The sequence below is a fragment of the Allobaculum sp. genome (assembly GCF_047010065.1).
Taxonomy (GTDB): Bacteria; Bacillota_I; Bacilli_A; order Erysipelotrichales; family Erysipelotrichaceae; genus Allobaculum; species Allobaculum fili.
Window position 1 is genome coordinate 35,575 of record NZ_JBKXLD010000002.1, and the last position, 16,185, is coordinate 51,759.

At 51.1% G+C, this 16,185-nt stretch carries 14 protein-coding genes and 2 riboswitches; of the genes, 13 read left to right on the forward strand and 1 reads right to left on the reverse strand.

What is annotated here, in order from left to right; genetic code table 11:
• Positions 1-77: 77 nt before the first annotated feature.
• From ACLUYS_RS00400 to tenA, 13 genes are all read left to right on the forward strand, one after another.
• Complete coding sequence (locus ACLUYS_RS00400; protein ID WP_230267126.1) at positions 78-680, forward strand: LexA family protein; 603 nt, start codon at positions 78-80, stop codon at positions 678-680.
• A 540-nt stretch (positions 681-1,220) separates the two neighbouring features.
• On the forward strand, positions 1,221-1,595 hold the full coding sequence (locus tag ACLUYS_RS00405) for an ATP cone domain-containing protein (protein ID WP_230267125.1): 375 nt from the start codon (positions 1,221-1,223) through the stop codon (positions 1,593-1,595).
• A gap of 891 nt (positions 1,596-2,486) precedes the next feature.
• Complete coding sequence (nrdD, locus tag ACLUYS_RS00410) at positions 2,487-4,268, forward strand: anaerobic ribonucleoside-triphosphate reductase (protein ID WP_230267124.1); 1,782 nt, start codon at positions 2,487-2,489, stop codon at positions 4,266-4,268.
• A 1,007-nt stretch (positions 4,269-5,275) separates the two neighbouring features.
• Complete coding sequence (locus tag ACLUYS_RS00415; protein WP_412658602.1) at positions 5,276-6,712, forward strand: hypothetical protein; 1,437 nt, start codon at positions 5,276-5,278, stop codon at positions 6,710-6,712.
• Between the two features lie 184 nt (positions 6,713-6,896).
• Positions 6,897-7,124 carry a FeoA family protein gene (locus tag ACLUYS_RS00420; RefSeq protein WP_288338715.1) on the forward strand — a complete coding sequence of 76 codons (228 nt, stop codon included), beginning with the start codon at positions 6,897-6,899 and terminating at the stop codon, positions 7,122-7,124.
• Entirely contained in the window at positions 7,114-9,138 is a 2,025-nt protein-coding gene (gene feoB / locus ACLUYS_RS00425; protein ID WP_230267121.1) for a ferrous iron transport protein B, read from the forward strand. The genes ACLUYS_RS00420 and feoB overlap by 11 nt, the downstream gene beginning before the upstream one ends.
• 196 nt (positions 9,139-9,334) lie before the next feature.
• A complete protein-coding gene (locus tag ACLUYS_RS00430) occupies positions 9,335-10,048 on the forward strand; it encodes a zinc metallopeptidase (protein ID WP_230267120.1) in 714 nt (237 codons plus the stop codon).
• A 193-nt stretch (positions 10,049-10,241) separates the two neighbouring features.
• A riboswitch (TPP riboswitch) is annotated at positions 10,242-10,343 on the forward strand.
• Between the two features lie 208 nt (positions 10,344-10,551).
• Complete coding sequence (gene thiW / locus ACLUYS_RS00435; RefSeq protein WP_230267119.1) at positions 10,552-11,067, forward strand: energy coupling factor transporter S component ThiW; 516 nt, start codon at positions 10,552-10,554, stop codon at positions 11,065-11,067.
• Between the two features lie 106 nt (positions 11,068-11,173).
• A riboswitch (TPP riboswitch) is annotated at positions 11,174-11,277 on the forward strand.
• 78 nt (positions 11,278-11,355) lie between these two features.
• Complete coding sequence (locus ACLUYS_RS00440) at positions 11,356-12,168, forward strand: hydroxyethylthiazole kinase (protein WP_230267118.1); 813 nt, start codon at positions 11,356-11,358, stop codon at positions 12,166-12,168.
• A 150-nt stretch (positions 12,169-12,318) separates the two neighbouring features.
• Complete coding sequence (gene thiE, locus ACLUYS_RS00445; protein WP_288338716.1) at positions 12,319-12,975, forward strand: thiamine phosphate synthase; 657 nt, start codon at positions 12,319-12,321, stop codon at positions 12,973-12,975.
• Between the two features lie 248 nt (positions 12,976-13,223).
• Entirely contained in the window at positions 13,224-14,045 is an 822-nt protein-coding gene (gene thiD, locus ACLUYS_RS00450) for a bifunctional hydroxymethylpyrimidine kinase/phosphomethylpyrimidine kinase (RefSeq protein ID WP_412658603.1), read from the forward strand.
• A gap of 5 nt (positions 14,046-14,050) precedes the next feature.
• Positions 14,051-14,677: an energy-coupled thiamine transporter ThiT gene (locus ACLUYS_RS00455; protein ID WP_230266867.1), complete on the forward strand. Its 627-nt coding sequence runs from the start codon at positions 14,051-14,053 to the stop codon at positions 14,675-14,677.
• Positions 14,674-15,381, forward strand: a complete 708-nt coding sequence (gene tenA, locus ACLUYS_RS00460; RefSeq protein ID WP_230266868.1) for a thiaminase II — start codon at positions 14,674-14,676, stop codon at positions 15,379-15,381. Before ACLUYS_RS00455 ends, tenA begins: the two co-directional genes overlap by 4 nt.
• Positions 15,382-15,542: 161 nt before the next feature.
• On the opposite strand, the gene sstT is transcribed toward tenA, so the two are convergent.
• A partial coding sequence (gene sstT / locus ACLUYS_RS00465; RefSeq protein WP_412658604.1) for a serine/threonine transporter SstT occupies positions 15,543-16,185 on the reverse strand: 643 nt, incomplete at its 5' end.

Sequence of the window (16,185 nt, forward strand, 5' to 3'; positions counted from 1 at the left end):
GCTTTTACGCACCATGAAACTTAGAAATATATTTCACCTTTGCGCCTATCTTGCGCGAACAATGCTATACTATAGACATGAAACCGAATATTCCACAGATCCTTACTGAATTTAAAAACCAGAACAATGTAACAAATGACTATATTGCCGACTACTGCGGCGTAACCCGCTCCACCGTTTCCCGCTGGTGCAGCGGAAAGATCCGGAAAATTACGCCCGAAGCGCTCGAGAAGCTGAGCGAGATGCTTCACATTGATTTTGACGAGATGACAAGCGTAGCCCGCTATGCGTATACGCGCCCGATTCTTGGCGAGGTCAAAGCCGGCTACGGGCTTCTGGCCGATGAAAATATTGTCGATTACGTCAAAGTTTCAGAAGAGGATTACAATCGCGGCGACTATTTTCTGCGGGTTCGCGGCGATTCCATGAAAGGCGCTCACATTCATGAGGGCGACCTTCTTTACATCCGCAAATGCGTTGACCTTCCGTCGGGGGCAATCGGCGTTTTTCTGATCGGAGAGGAGGAAGTAACGGTTAAGAAGCTGATCAAGAAAAACAACTACTGGATTCTCCAGCCCGCCAACGACGAAGTTGAACCCCGTGTCTATTCCATGCAGGAAGTCATGGATATTCCCGTTCGAATTGTCGGACAGGCTCTTTACTCCAGAACTGAGCTTTAGAGGCGTCAAATCGGGTAAATTTCAGGTTATTCAATTCTTAGACAGACACGGCTGAGCGATGGTTTCCGTTTTCGGAAGCCCTGCGCTCAGCCGTTCTTTTTTCCCATATTTCGCTGGCTTTTTACCATATATTATAGGGGCTTGATTTAGCTATATTTTTAATATGCCATTAAGCTTGCCGCATTACTGCTTTTGCCCCTTTATCTTTCGCTTATTCACCAAAGGTATAGCGAAGCCCGAAAACGGCAAAAAGCCGGCGTTTTGCGCCAGCAGAACGCCATTTTTGTGAATTTTAAGGCAATTTTGGCGTGTCATTCCAAATTGTGGGATCGTTTATCTTTTTAAGAAAATGAAGACTTGCCGCTTTCTCTTGCGATTTTTCGTGCTTATACTTGTCCGTGAACCCCGCGAGATCGGCACTCCGGCCGAATCGTGAGGCTTTTGAACTTTTTTAGAAACACCAGTTGTATAAAACGTCTTCCCCAGAGGAAGCGTTCATTGAATTTATTTCAAATTTTCAGAAAGGAGAAAACACAGCCAATGAAAGTAATTAAGAGAAGCGGCGAAGAAGTCATCTTCAACGTTTCGAAAATCGAAAACGCCATCCGCAAAGCCAACAAAGCAACGACTCACGGACAGATGACCGAAGAAGAAATTCTTGAGGTCAGCGCTCTGGTTGCTGAAAAGTGTGAGAATCTCCACCGCGCTGCCGGCGTGGAGGAAATCCAGGACATGGTTGAAGCCGCTCTGATGAGCCATGGTTTCTACGCCGTTGCCAAGAACTACATCACTTACCGCTACGAGCGTGCTCTCGTACGCAAAACCAACTCGACCGACCAGCAGATCATGTCTCTGCTGGAGAGAAATAACGAAGAAGTAAAACAGGAAAATTCAAACAGTGCGATGCGTTTCTGATTGAAAAGATCAGACATCACAAAAAGACGTTCGAACAGATACATTTCGAACATTGTGATGAACTCCGTTTTTGAAGAATTTCTGCCGGCCCCAACAGCCCGCAGAAATTCTCTTTAAGTCTCCGGCATGCGCCGGATTTCAAAAGGCCAGGAAGTGAACAGATCCTGCGCCGCCAGGTTTGAAATCCGGGGTATGAAGCCCGGTAAAGTCGGCCGACAGCTGCCGCAGCCTGCTTTTTGCAGAGCGAAACCTCCGCCTCGCGGAGCGCAGCCCATAGGCCGGAAGTCCATAAAACAGATATGGTCAGAATGCACCAGACGGTGCTGACGAATTTGCGAATGTACGGATCTACAGTTTTCCGGCGCAGAAATGCGCAGGCGCGATACGCGCGCCGGTGCGGACAAGTAAGAATTGTTTGTATGAACGTCCGTATCAGACGAAGCCTCAATGGAGGCGGCGGGTCTGATCGAGCCGGCAGGTCCATAGCAAAAACCTAAGTCTGTATGCACGGATAGAAAACGGGGAACACAGAAAAGCAGCAGCCTCCGGGAGGCGGGCGAAGAACAATAAGCCGCCAAACTGCTGCCTAAAAGCCGAGGCCGCAGCGATGACCTCTTCTGTAATGGAAGAGCGAGCGATGACCTCAAGTCGATGCACCTTCTTCCGACTTTTCAAGCCGGATTTCAAAACATTTTATTCAGACTCGCTTTCCGGGCGGCGGTTTTTCCAGAGAGAAAAGCCGAAACCGAAGGAAAACGGAACGCATCGATGGAGCGCCGTGTGCGGTGAAAGCCGCATGCACGGTGTGAAGCGGGGGAAAAGGCAGAGATCGCATCAAAGCCTTACCTATCGCTATAAAACCCATTAGTAAACTCTGTTCAGCGTGACTATATGGCCGGTGAAGTATCCAAGGATATCACTCGCCGCTTCCTGCTCCCCCACGACATCATGGAAGCCCACGACAATGGACTGATTCATTTCCATGATTCCGACTACTTTGCCCAGCACATGCACAACTGCTGCCTGGTCAACCTGGAGGACATGCTTCAGAACGGAACCGTTATTTCCGAAACCATGATCGAAAAACCGCACAGCTTCTCCACCGCGTGCAACATTGCAACACAGATCATCGCGCAGGTGGCCAGCTCCCAGTACGGCGGTCAGTCGATCACCCTCTCTCACCTGGCTCCGTTCGTAGCCGTTTCCCGTGCGAAAGCCCGTGCGGAAGTACGCGACGAACTGAACGCCATGAACCTGCCTTCGGATGACGAAACCGTAAACGAAATCGCAGAAATGCGCGTCCAGAAGGAAATCGAAAAGGGCGTACAGACCATCCAGTATCAGGTCATCACCCTGATGACTACAAATGGTCAGGCTCCGTTCATCACCGTCTTCATGTACCTCAATGAAGTGGAAGATCCGCAGACCAAAGCGGACCTGGCTTCCATCATCGAAGCGGTTCTCAAGCAGAGAATTCTCGGTGTTAAAAACGAAACCGGCCACTACATCACTCCGGCTTTCCCGAAACTGATCTACGTTCTCGAAGAAGACAACATCCATCCGGACAGCAAGTACTACTACCTGACGCAGCTCGCCGCTAAATGCACCGCGAAACGCATGGTACCGGACTACATCTCCGAAAAGATGATGCTCAAGCTCAAAATCGACGTAAACGGCGAAGGCCACTGCTACCCGGCTATGGGATGCCGTTCCTTCCTTACACCGTATGTAAACGAAGAAGGCAAACCGCAGTACTACGGCCGTTTCAACCAGGGCGTTGTCACCATCAACCTCGTTGACGTTGCCTGCTCTTCCAAAGGCGACTACGAAGAATTCTGGCGCATCTTTGACGAACGTCTCGATCTCTGCTTCCGCGCCCTGATGATCCGTCACAACCGTCTGCTCGATACGCCAAGTGACGTGGCTCCGATCCTCTGGCAGAACGGCGCGCTGGCCCGTCTGAAAAAAGGCGAGACCATCAACAAGCTGCTCTTCGGCGGCTACTCCACGATCTCCCTTGGCTATGCCGGACTTTCCGAAGCCGTATGGTACATGACCGGCGTTTCCCACACCGATCCAGTCGGCACAAAATTCGGCAAGCGCATCATGGAATACCTCAATGCTGCCTGCGCGAAATGGAGAGCTGAAACCAACATCGACTTCTCTCTGTACGGCACCCCGATGGAATCGACGACCTACCGCTTCGCCAAGAAGCTGCAGGACCGTTTCGGCATCATCCCGCACGTAACCGACAAGAGCTACATCACCAACTCCTATCACGTTCACGTTACCGAACCGATCGATGCCTTCGACAAGCTGACCTTCGAGGCGCAGTTCCAGAAACTGTCTCCAGGCGGAGCCATCTCCTACGTCGAAGTACCGAACATGCAGAACAACCTGCAGGCGGTTATGGCGCTCATCCAGCATATTTATGACAACATCATGTATGCCGAGCTCAACACCAAATCCGACTACTGCCAGGAATGCGGCTATTCCGGCGAAATCGAAATCGTTGAGGACGAAAGCCACAAGCTGATCTGGAAGTGCCCGAACTGCGGCAATACCGATCAGTCCAAGATGAACGTTGCCCGTCGTACCTGCGGATACATCGGCACCCAGTTCTGGAACCAGGGCCGTACCCAGGAAATCAAGGAACGCGTAACCCATCTTTAATCGCCATACCGGAAATCCCAATCCGATCGATCAGAGCAGATCAGCTCCAGTTGAAAAGATACGGGATGGAAGGGAAACCTTAAAAATCTTCTGAATTTCATGCCTGCAGGGCCGTATCCTGCAGGCATTTTTCTTTGGTTTTTCCTTGCGAGATTCGTTCGAATTTACCGTTTTCTTCAGTACGCGATTTTCGATGGCCGACACTTCGGACTTCCGCTTTACGCGAAAGTTTCGCTTCCTCGAAAAAGAAATTTTCATTTTCTTTTCCCGCATTCTTTCCTGAGAGTCAAAAATCACACTCGAACTGTCCCTAAAGGGAAAACATTATGTAAAGACATACATTTTCCTCCTTTGTAAAGAGAAAAAAACCGCAAAAACATTCATTTCTTTTTAAGAATGTATTTCACTTGCTTCAAAACCCGTATAGAATGGGAGCAGGCATTTCCGATGTATGCCTGCTTTCTTTACATAGCTGCCATGTTGAATATCGTGGTTTCATGATGCGTTCGAATGGCCTTTTATTTTGAGGCGCCGGTTAAGCGCTTTCCACAAAGGCCAGTTATTTCAAGATGACGCTCATTTAATGCAAAGAAAAAAAGAACTGCAGGATTTACAGTTTTAACGTCGGTTCAACACCGCATTCTTTTTAGTCCTCTCTTTTATTCAGGAACTGGTGTTCTCTTCCTCTGATCTGTTCTGCCCGAATGCAGATTTCAGGAACTGCCTGATGCGATGACTGGCGTGGATCTGGCTGATGTCTTCTCTGCCCGAAAGAATTCTTCAGACTCATTCTTCCGCTTTCTGTTCTTCAGGTTCCTCTGGCGCTTGCCCGCGCTTCTGGATGCATCACTCTCTGTCTGGAAGACCGATTATCTGGAATGATTTTCTCGTGGTGTTAAATTGTATGCGCAATTCTCTGTCTGGCGTGAGTCAGACGGCGAAACTCTGCAGGATCCAAAAGGCTGACTTCCCGATGGTTCTGCACTATGCAAAGGAGAAAATAAGAAATGAAACACAGAAGTTTAGGCAAATTCCTTGTTGTTGCTGCCTCCATTTCTATGGCCATGACTCCAATCACTGCTCTTGCAGCTGGTGAAACCGATTCTGGTGCTCAGACAAGCGGCGAAACAAGAGTGGATACCAAAGCTCTGCTGAATGATGCTATCAAATATGCTAAGGCAGCTAAAGAAGCTGCTTCTTATGCCAATGTTGTAAAAACAGTAAAAGACAACCTTGATGCGAAACTTGCTAAAGCTGAAGAAGTAGCTGGTAAAGCTGATGCGACTACTACTGAAATCAACGCTGCATGGTCCGACCTGGTTGATGCTGTTCATTATCTCGACTTCGTAGGTGATCGCACGGCTCTGGACAAAGCCATCACTGATGCAAAAGCCAAAGTTACCAAAGAAGAAGACTATAAAGCTGGCTGGGCTGCATACGCTGATGCTCTGAAAAACGCTGAAGATGTAAATGCTGATGAAGATGCTCTGCAGGATGAAATCGATGCAGCTAAAACAGCTCTCGAAACTGCAGTAGATGGTCTGGAAAAGAAAGACGAAACTCCAGTTACCGTTAACAAAGACGCTCTGAAAGCTGCCATTGCCGCTAAACCAGAAGGCGAAGCAACTGACTACACCGCAGACAGCTGGAAAGCTTACACGGATGCAGTAACTGCTGGTCAGGCTATTGTTGACAAAGCAGATGCTACACAGGCAGAAGTTGATGCTGCTACCGCTGCAATCAACAACGCAAAAGCTGCTCTGGTTAAAGATGACGAAGGCGACGAAGTTGATAAGACTGAACTTGAAAACGCAGTGAAAGCCAACAAAGATCTCGCTGAAACTACACCAGAAGGCGACGATTCGCTGAACCCTGAAACTTATGGCGCATTCACCGAAGCTTACAAAGCAGCTAAGGCTGTCCTCGACAAAGAAGACGCTACTCAGGATGAAGTAGACAAAGCCGTTAAGGATCTGAAAGACGCTTATGCTGACCTCGATCAGGTTATGTACCGTGCTTACAACCCGAACAACGGTGAACACCTGTTCACAGCCAACAAGAAAGAATACGACTTCCTGTCTGCAAACGGATGGAACGCTGAAGGCGAAGCCTGGATTGCTCCGAAGGGCGATCTCCCTGGCGCAACCAAGATGACACGTATGTACGACGAGAACTCCGGCGAACACCACTACACTAAGAACCCGAAAGAAATCGAATTCCTCGAAAAGAGCGGTTGGAAGAACGAAGGCGAAAAGTGGGCTACTGCTGCTGAAAACGAACACGTAATCCATCGTCTGTACAACCCGAACGAAACACGTGCCGGCCGTCACCACTACACTCTGGCTGACAAGGAAAAAGACTTCCTGGCTAACAACGGATGGAACTGGGAACATAACGAAGGCGACCTGATCTACGCTAAGGCACCAGCTCCTGAAAAAAAATAGTCCTGAATATCTCGATTCTTAAAATTTCTCGTTAAACGAAAGAGTCTAAGAGAGCGCTTATTCAAAGCGCTCTCTTTCTTTTTGCCGTATCTTTGAATTCATTTCTTTTTTCTGGACAGGGGCACAGTTATCCCCGACTTACTTTTTCACGCTATAATGAGAACGTCAAAAAAGGAAGTGAATTATGAAGACTTTAAATTCCGTTCCTGCAGACCAGTCGGTTACCGTTGAAGAATTTCATCTCGACTCCAAAACCGCTTTGCGTCTTCAGGCGCTGGGAATGATTCCAGGTACCCGAATCACGGTTTTACAGCGTAAAGGAAAAGGAACGATGATCATTGACCTGCGTGGTACCCGCTTTGCACTGGGTCCGACGATCACCGAGAACATTCAGGTGAGCTATGATCAATAACGATTTAACGATTGGATTCATTGGAAATCCTAACTGTGGAAAAACGACTTTGTTCAACGCCTATACCGGCGCCAATCTGAAAGTAGCCAACTGGCCGGGTGTTACGGTTGAGCGCATGGAAGGCGCAATTTCATCTCATGGCAAGCAGATCCGTCTGGTCGATCTGCCCGGAACCTATTCTCTGAATTCTTTCACGATGGAAGAACAGGTATCGAGACAGTTCATTCTGTCGGATGAAGTCAGCGTCGTAGTCGATGTAGCGGATGCCAGTTCACTGGAGCGTTCCCTGTATCTGACTTTGCAGCTGCTCGAAATGGATAAGCCGCTCGTTCTCGCTTTAAACATGATGGATATTGTCGAAAAGCGCGGCATTGATCTGGACCTGCACCGCCTGCAGGAGCTGTTGGGCATCCCGGTGATTCCGGTCATCGCCAGAAAAAAGCGCGGCTTAAAGACGCTGCTGCATGCCGCACTGCACCAGAACGAAGACAATCATGCGCCAAACCATATGCCGCTGGAAATCGACTGCGAACGCCAGCGGGATCACGTCATGATTTATTCGGATGACATTGAAAGCAAGATCGCCAGGATCGAAAGCCTGCTTCCCGCAGATACGCCCAGAAAACGGTGGACCGCCATTTCCCTGCTGATGGATGATCCGCAGATCAAGGCGGAATATCCGCTGGATCTTTCCTCCATTGTGGATGGTCAGGAAGCCAATTCGATCGTCAATCAAAAATACGATCGCATCGCGGAAATCAAAAACGAGGTGCTTCTGGGCAAAGATCGCTCGGATCAGTTTTCTTCGAAAGTGGACGATTTTGTAACGCGTCCATTCTGGGGCGTCGTCCTGTTCCTGCTGATGATGGCCCTTGTCTTTGCGCTCACCTTCACACTGGGCGATTATCTTTCCGGTTATCTTCAGGAAGGCATTGATTTGTTTACCCAGTGGATCGGAAGCCTGTTAACGGGCGTTCACGCCTCCGACTGGCTTATCAATCTGATCTGCGACGGCATCATTTCGGGTGTCGGCGGCATTCTGACCTTCCTGCCCAATATCACGATTCTTTTTCTGGCTATGGCCTTTCTGGAAGACTCCGGCTATATGGCCCGCGTCGCCTATGTCATGAACGAGATCATGGAAAAGATCGGTCTTTCCGGCCGTGCCTTTATCCCGATGGTTCTTGGGTTTGGCTGTACGGTTCCGGCTATCATGGCCAGCCGTGCGCTCGAAAGTGAACGGGATCGTAAACGGGTCATGCTGCTGACGCCGTTCATGAGCTGTTCCGCCAAGCTTCCGATTTACATTTTGTTTTCCGGCATGTTCTTTCCGGATCACGCCATGTGGGCGGCCTACTCGCTGTATCTGATCGGCATCGGCATGGCCCTGCTTCTGGCCTGGATTCTTCACAAGATGGACGGCGAACAAAACGAGTATCCGCTGCTGATCGAACTGCCTGCATATAAAATGCCGAGTTTCCATACAGTATTCATTTATGTCTGGGAAAAAGTCAAAGACTTCCTGACGAAAGCCGGCACGACGATCTTCATCGCTTCGATCGCTTTGTGGCTGCTGATGCATTTCTCCATGAGCGGCTATACCGATGACATCGCGACTTCTTTTGCGGCCATCCTCGGCCACGGCCTGTCCTGGATTCTGATTCCGTGCGGCCTTGGCTTCTGGCAGATCGCGGTCGCTCTGATCGCCGGTCTTTCCGCCAAGGAAGTTGTCGTCAGCTCCATTGCGGTTCTGTTTGGCATTGCCAACGTCACCAGTTTTGGCGGCATGCAGGTGCTTCATCAGGAACTGCTCTCCATCGGCTTTGGCCCGCTCAACGCCTATTGCATGATGCTGTTCTGCCTGCTCTATATTCCGTGCGTCGCTGCCCTTTCGACGATCCGCAAGGAATCCAGGTCCACGCTTTTCATGCTCAAAAGCGCCGGCTTCCAGTTCGCGGTCGCCTGGGTCGTTACCACACTGGTCTATCAGATCGGCTCTCTGTTCATTCACTAGGCCATACGGCGGAAAGCGGCAGATCGTTTCTGCCGGCTCTGAGGTTTTGGCTTTTCCGGCATTTGCTTCCGTTTTCTTTTGAATGCCTTAAACGGGCGGACATTCTTTCAGGTCCGTCCGTTCTTGTTTATTCCTAGATGTTGTAGAGTTGTCATAAAGGCTCTGGCTTTGCCCGGAGCCGGAAAGGAAGTCATCTATGTTCTATCCTTATTCTTACGGCTACCGCGGATGGTACGGCATTGATCCGGGCTATCTGTGGGTTCTGGCCGCCATGCTGCTGGCGCTGCTGGCTTCATTATGGGTGCAGTCCACATTCAGAAAATATTCCCGGGTTCCCTCCACCATGTCCGGCGCTCAGGCGGCCCGTTATGTTCTCGACCATAACGGTTTAAGCAATGTCCGCATTGTCCGCATTGCGGGCAATCTGACCGACAACTACAATCCGGTCACCAAAGTCCTTTCCCTTTCGGATTCGACGTATGACAATTATTCGGCTGCAGCGGTCGGCGTCGCCTGCCATGAAGCGGGACACGCCATTCAGGATGCCCGACATTATCTGCCCAACCGGATTCGTTCCGCACTCGTTCCGATCGTCAACATCGGCTCTTCTGCGGCGATTCCTCTGTTCATTCTCGGTCTGCTTCTTGATGTGACCGGTCTGATGTGGGCGGGCATTATCCTGTTCTCCCTTTCCCTGCTTTTTGGTCTGGTCACCCTGCCGGTCGAATTTAACGCCAGTTCGAGAGCGCTGAACACGCTCAAGACCGATCCGGCTTTCACAAAGAGCGATTATGAGGGAGCCAAAAAAGTTCTGGTTGCGGCAGCCAGCACATATGTCGCCAGCGTTTTCGTTTCTCTCGCTCAGGTTATGCGCTATATCGGCATGGCCAGACGCAGAGACGATCGCTGATTGCTTTCCAGTTTCTGCTTTCAGAAATGGATTTCTTGTTCTCCATTTCGATTTTCGCGATTCCTTCGGGGATCGTTTTTCTTCTGGCTTCTTTGTACGCTTTCCTGACGAAGCCGGAAGGAATTGGCTTCTGGTCTGCCTCAGGAATTGACAGACTCGGCTGTGTGTTTTAGAAAAAGCTTGTACCATTTCAACAAAACAGCAGGGGAGCTCAAAAGAGCTGAGAGGAAGTCCGGCTTCGACCCTGGAACCTGATGCGGATTATGCCGCCGTAGGAAGCTGACCAGTCGACCGTTGACTTTTTGCAGGAAAATCCGTTCTGGGTTTTCCTGTTTTTTGTTGAAATGGGTGGAAATGAGAAAGGTTGTGATCTGCTCCGGGAAACCGGCATGGACAGGGGAGCGCCTGACATGAACTGCTGCGAGGGAGGCCATCATTCTGGTCTGAGAGGGAATCCGAAGATTCCGACCGTCTGTTTTGTATTCAGAAAGAGAGGATTTGAAATGAAAAACAATTCGATTCGAAAACTTACTTTTGCGGCGCTCCTATGTGCAGTTGCGGTTGTGGGAAGCCTGTTTTCCTTCCCGATTTTCGGAAGCCGCTGTGCGCCTGTCCAGCATATGGTCAACATCATCTGCGCGGTTCTTCTTGGACCGTGGTACGGAACCGGCGTCGCGTTTGTGGCCAGCCTTCTGCGCAACATGCTCGGTCTGGGAAGCATTATGGCGTTTCCCGGAAGCATGATCGGCGCTCTGTTTTGCGGACTGGCCTGGAAGTACAGCCATAATCTGTGGCTGACCGTTCTGGCGGAAGTCTTTGGTACCGGCATTCTGGGCGGTCTGTGCGCCTATCCGCTGGCTATTGCCTTTCTGGGCGTATCCGCCGGGGAAGTGGCTTTTTACGCCTACATTATTCCCTTCCTCATTTCTACGGTCGCGGGCTCGCTCATTTCCGCGTTTGTTCTGGAAGCCATGTCCAGAACCGTCATGCCTTCCCTTTTGAAGCAGGAAAACGCCTGACGAAAATCGGCGTACTTCCGTGCTTTCGAACGGAAATTAAAACGACCGGTCACCGTTTCTTGACGGCTTAGAAAACAGGTTTTAGAAAGGAATTAATACCCGTTCCATCAAACAGCAGGGGAGCTTTGAAAAAAGCTGAGAGGAAGTTTGGCTTCGACCCTGGAACCTGATGCGGATTATGCCGCCGTAGGAAGCTGATCTATCGACTTTTTGCAGGAAAATCCGCTTTGGATTTTCCTGTTTTTTTGTGAACGGGTACAAGGCCGCAGAGAGAAAGGGGAAAACTTTATGGATTTCCAAAACGAAACGCGTTTCTGCACAGCGGATCCCCGTCTGCTGGAAGCTTTGCGAAAACGGCATCCCCGGGTTCACTGCATCACCCCTGCTGTGAGCGCAGCCAAAGTAGCCGATGGACTGAGTGCTGTCGGCGCTTCGCCGATTTTAAGCGAAGATCTGCAGGAATGTGCGGAGATTACCAGAAGCAGCCAGGCGCTCTCCTTATCGATTGGAATGCCTTCCGAAAACAAATGGAACGTCCTTCGAAAAAGCGGAAAAGCCGCAAAGGATGCAAACATTCCAATCGTTCTCGATCTGACCGGCATCGGCGTATCGCCCTTCCGTCAGGCAAAAGCACTCGAGCTTCTTACAGAAATCCATCCCTGGCTGATCAAAGGCAATCTTTCCGAACTGGCCAGCCTCTGCCATATGGGCGGCAGCGGAAGCATCGATGTACAGAGCAAAGAGGTGCAGGCCATCGGGGATTCCAGACGCTTTCTCGAAGCGCTGCTCGACTGCGCCAGTGCCCATTCGTGTCTGCTGATCTGTACCGGTAAGGAAGACCGGCTCTTCACACCCGATCGCCGTATGTATGCCGCCCGGGGCGGTTCAGCGTGGATGGCCGCTCGATCCGGAACCGGGTGCATGTTAACCGCCTTTTTAGCAGCCGCTCTTGGCGTATGGTCCGACCAGCCCGAACAGGCTGCGGCGTGTGCTTTAGGCTGGTTTAAAGCCTGGGCCCAGATTGCCGAACAAAACCTGCAGACTGCGGAAGGCAGCGGGCATTTTCTGATCCGTTTTCTGGATGCGATGAGTCTCTCGTAAAACGATGACCGCAGACCGATCCCCATCCCATCCGATCCAAGTCCGATCCGCTCATCGGATTCGCTTTGGAAGCCATCTCAATCTGCGAAACTTGCCTGAAAGATGGGAAGTCACATTCCCGGAAAAGAACATAGAAAGAGAGGAAAAGTATTGGAAAAAGACCTATGGAAGCAGCTGAAGCTGTATGCCCTGACCGATCTTCGCTTTGTACAGGACAATCCGTCCAAAACGATGGCAGATCTCGTACGCGAAGCCATTGCTCAGGGCGCAACGATGATTCAGCTGCGCGAAAAACGGCTGAACGGTGCAGCGCTTGAAGAAGAAGCGCGTCAGGTCCTGGCCGTATGCCAGGAATCCGGCATTCCGCTGATCATCAACGATGATCTGGAGCTGGCTTTAAAAATTCATGCCGACGGCGTGCATCTCGGCCAGAAAGACGGGTCCTGCAAAGCGGCCCGCTCCATTGCTGGAGAGGATTTCATCATCGGTGTGACCGCGCCTTCGGTTGTACTGGCCCGACAGGCAGAACGCGATGGAGCCGATTACATCGGAGCCGGGGCGATTTATCCGACCCAGACCAAAACGGATACGAAGCCTTTAACACCGCAGGCGCTGCGTGAAATTACCAAAGCCATTTCGATTCCTGCAGTAGCCATTGGGGGGCTTGCCAAAAACAACGTGGACGTCCTGAAGGATACCGGCATTGCCGGCTTTGCGTCTTCTTCTGGCGTCTTCGCGCATCTGGACGATCAGACATCGGTCCCCTCGTTTTTAAAGAAAGCCCAGGAGATCTGCGTGAACGCCTAAGCAAGCGTCTGAACAAAGCGAGCAAAGCCAAATAAGGCCAGGCAAAGTCCGGCCAGACAAAACAAAGATTCACAGTAAAAAACAAAGATTCGCAGGAAAAGCTGTACGAAGCAGCAAAGAAAAAATGCTGGTAACGATCGAATTCTCGATCGAATCCAAATCCAGCCGCGACGAATTGGGGGCACCACCTTGCGCCGCGTAACAAAAGAAAATGCATGAAAGAACTCAAAAGAAAGAGGAATACGAATATGTATACTGCATTATCCATCGCCGGATCCGATCCGAGCGGAGGCGCCGGCATTCAGGCCGATCTGAAGACTATGACGTGCAATGGCGTTTTCGCCATGGCGGCCATGACGTCTCTGACGGCCCAGAACACAACCGGCGTCAGCAATATCTTCCCCGTCACTCCCGAATTTATCCGCGAACAGATTGAAATGGTCGTTCACGATATTCGACCCGACGCCGTCAAAATCGGCATGGTCGGCAGTGCAGCTGCCATTGAAGCGGTCGCTTTATCCCTTCAGGAAATTCCGGATGTAAAAACCGTCGTCGATCCCGTCATGGTTTCCACCAGCGGCAGTCTGCTCATTGATCCAGACGCCATCGAGGCGCTTAAAACGCATCTGATCCAGGACGCCACCCTGATCACGCCAAACATCCCCGAAGCCGAAGTTCTCTGCGGCTTCTCCATTCAGAACCGGGACGACATGGAAAAAGCCGCCCGCAATCTGGGCAGCACCTTCCATACCGCCGTTCTTGTCAAAGGCGGTCATCGCGTCGAAGACGCCAACGACGTGCTTTACGACGGAAGCAATCTGATCTGGTTTGAAGGCGAACGCGTCCAGACGGAAAACACGCACGGCACCGGCTGTACCCTTTCGAGCGCCATCGCAGCCAATCTGGCCAAAGGGTTTAATCTGCCTCAGTCCGTACGAAGAGCCAAAGCGTACATTACCCGGGCACTGGACGACGGCCTGAATCTGGGCAGCGGTCCCGGACCGATGAACCATGCCTTTAAAGGTCACGAAGATTTTTTTGATCTTCCTGAAAACGATCCGGAGGTCTAGGTACGATGCTTACGCAGATTCTTATTGTCGTCAGTCTCATCGCCTATTTTGGAATCAGCCTCTGGCTGGTTAAGGACGTAAAGCTGACCACGTCTTCGATTTCGATCTGCGCGATCTGCATCGCGCTGACCCTGATTCTGGAATCCATTTTCATTCCGCTGCCGACCGGCGCGGTGATCACGCTGTGTTCGCCCGTGCCGCTGCTGGTTCTGGCCATCTGCTTTGATCCAAAGCTGGCCATTCTTTCCGGATGGATTACCGGTCTGCTTTCCATCGCACTGCTTCCTACCTGGCAGCCGGTCCATTGGGCACAGATTTTTGTGGAACACCTGGTGTGCTTTTCCTGCCTGGGCTATGCAGGACTGTTTTCGGCGAAAACGAAGCTGGGCATTCTTCCCGGCCTTCTGCTCGCGTTTGCGATCAAGTTCATGGGCCATGCGGCCAGCGGTGTTGTCTTCTTTTCCCAGAACGCCTGGTCGGGCTGGGGTCCCTGGGCTTACAGCATGACGTACCACCTCACCAGCAAGGTCCCGCTGTTCCTTCTTTGCACGCTGGTCATGCTCGCCCTGCCGCTCAAAACGCTGGAGCGCCTTGGCAAATCCAAAATGGTAAAGAAAGGAGCCGCCCAGTGATTGAAGCGCTTCGTCATAAGAAAGATTCCTTCAGCGCGCGTCTTTTAAACGATTCCATTCCGTACTGGAACCATTACCTGCGCCATCCGTTTCTGCAAAAGCTGGCCAATGGGACGCTCTCGCACGATCGCTATACCGGCTACATGATGCAGGACTATCTGTATTTGAAAGAGTATGGACGCTGCTTCCTTCTGGGTATGGTTAAGGGCACCGACCCCGCCTTTCGCGCCGTTTGCGAACATTATCTGAAGCGGATCAACAATTTCGAGCTCGACGTTCACCGCGGCGCGTTTGAAGCGCTCGGCATTTCGAAACAGGATCTGGAGCGTGCCGTTCCTTCGCTGGAAAATCTTGGCTATACCTCCTACATGCTCAAAGTCTGTCTCGAAGGCAAACAGGAAGAAATTTTAATTTCGATTCTCGCCTGCGCCCTCAGCTACGAATACATCGCGCACGAAATCGTCAAGGAAAAGCCCGAAGCCTTAAACGATCCGCTGTACGGCAGCTGGTTTGCGCAATACGACTCGGCCGATTACGCCAAAGAAAACGATGACCTCTGCGCGCTGCTCGACGATCTGACCAGAGAGCTTTCCAAAGAGCGGCTCGATGCCCTCGAGAATATTTTCCAGACCTGTTCCCGTTTTGAAATGGGCTTCTGGAACGGAGCCTGGCAGACGGGTGATGAAACGCGGCTTTGTGCCTAAGCGATTTGTAAACACCCAGTAAACGCTCTATACGCGTTCCAAAATACGAATCTCCCGAAAATACGCTGCGCTTCAAATTCCGCCATTTAATGAAAACTGGCTGAGCGGATCCGTCCGACTCAGCCAGTTTTTATCTGAAATTTTCTGCATAAAGCTTCGAATTACCTGGAAGCTTTTTTCTTGCGAAGGAATTCCGGAAGCGGTTTTCCTTCTTTTTTCCACTGAATGAATTCCGCTGTCGCGGTAAAGACGGCATCGCCGGCGGAGTTCAGGCAGGTTTCTACCGAATCCTGAACGACACCGATAATGAAGCCGACCGCTACGACCTGCATGGCCACATCCTGAGAAATGCCAAACAGGGAGCAGGCCATCGGGATCAGCAGAAGAGATCCGCCGGCAATACCCGAAGCGCCGCATGCACCGAGCGCAGCCATCATCGAAAGCAGAACCGCAGCCGGGAAGGAAACCTGAATGCCCAGCGTATTGGCGGCAGCGAGTGTCATGATCGTAATCGTGATCGCAGCGCCGTCCATGTTGATCGTGCTGCCCAGCGGAATCGATACGGAATAGAAATCCTTATCGAGACCCATCTTCTTGCACAGTTCCATGTTGACTGGAATATTCGCAGCCGAACTGCGGGTAAAGAATGCCGGAATGCCGGATTCTTTCAGGCACTTGAACACGAGCGGATATGGATTGACGTGCAGATAGCAGAACACCACAAACGGGGAAACGACGAGCGCCATGAACAGCATCGTGCCGACGAGCAGAAGCAGCAGCTTTCCGTAATCGGTAAAGATGGAC

Excerpts from the sequence above, each read along its gene's own strand:
- ACLUYS_RS00400 (WP_230267126.1), top strand. The coding sequence starts at position 78 with ATGAAACCGAATATTCCACAGATCCTTACTGAATTTAAAAACCAGAAC.
- ACLUYS_RS00405 (WP_230267125.1), top strand. The coding sequence starts at position 1,221 with ATGAAAGTAATTAAGAGAAGCGGCGAAGAAGTCATCTTCAACGTTTCG.
- nrdD (WP_230267124.1), top strand. The coding sequence starts at position 2,487 with ATGGCCGGTGAAGTATCCAAGGATATCACTCGCCGCTTCCTGCTCCCC.
- ACLUYS_RS00415 (WP_412658602.1), top strand. The coding sequence starts at position 5,276 with ATGAAACACAGAAGTTTAGGCAAATTCCTTGTTGTTGCTGCCTCCATT.
- ACLUYS_RS00420 (WP_288338715.1), top strand. The coding sequence starts at position 6,897 with ATGAAGACTTTAAATTCCGTTCCTGCAGACCAGTCGGTTACCGTTGAA.
- feoB (WP_230267121.1), top strand. The coding sequence starts at position 7,114 with ATGATCAATAACGATTTAACGATTGGATTCATTGGAAATCCTAACTGT.
- ACLUYS_RS00430 (WP_230267120.1), top strand. The coding sequence starts at position 9,335 with ATGTTCTATCCTTATTCTTACGGCTACCGCGGATGGTACGGCATTGAT.
- thiW (WP_230267119.1), top strand. The coding sequence starts at position 10,552 with ATGAAAAACAATTCGATTCGAAAACTTACTTTTGCGGCGCTCCTATGT.
- ACLUYS_RS00440 (WP_230267118.1), top strand. The coding sequence starts at position 11,356 with ATGGATTTCCAAAACGAAACGCGTTTCTGCACAGCGGATCCCCGTCTG.
- thiD (WP_412658603.1), top strand. The coding sequence starts at position 13,224 with ATGTATACTGCATTATCCATCGCCGGATCCGATCCGAGCGGAGGCGCC.
- ACLUYS_RS00455 (WP_230266867.1), top strand. The coding sequence starts at position 14,051 with ATGCTTACGCAGATTCTTATTGTCGTCAGTCTCATCGCCTATTTTGGA.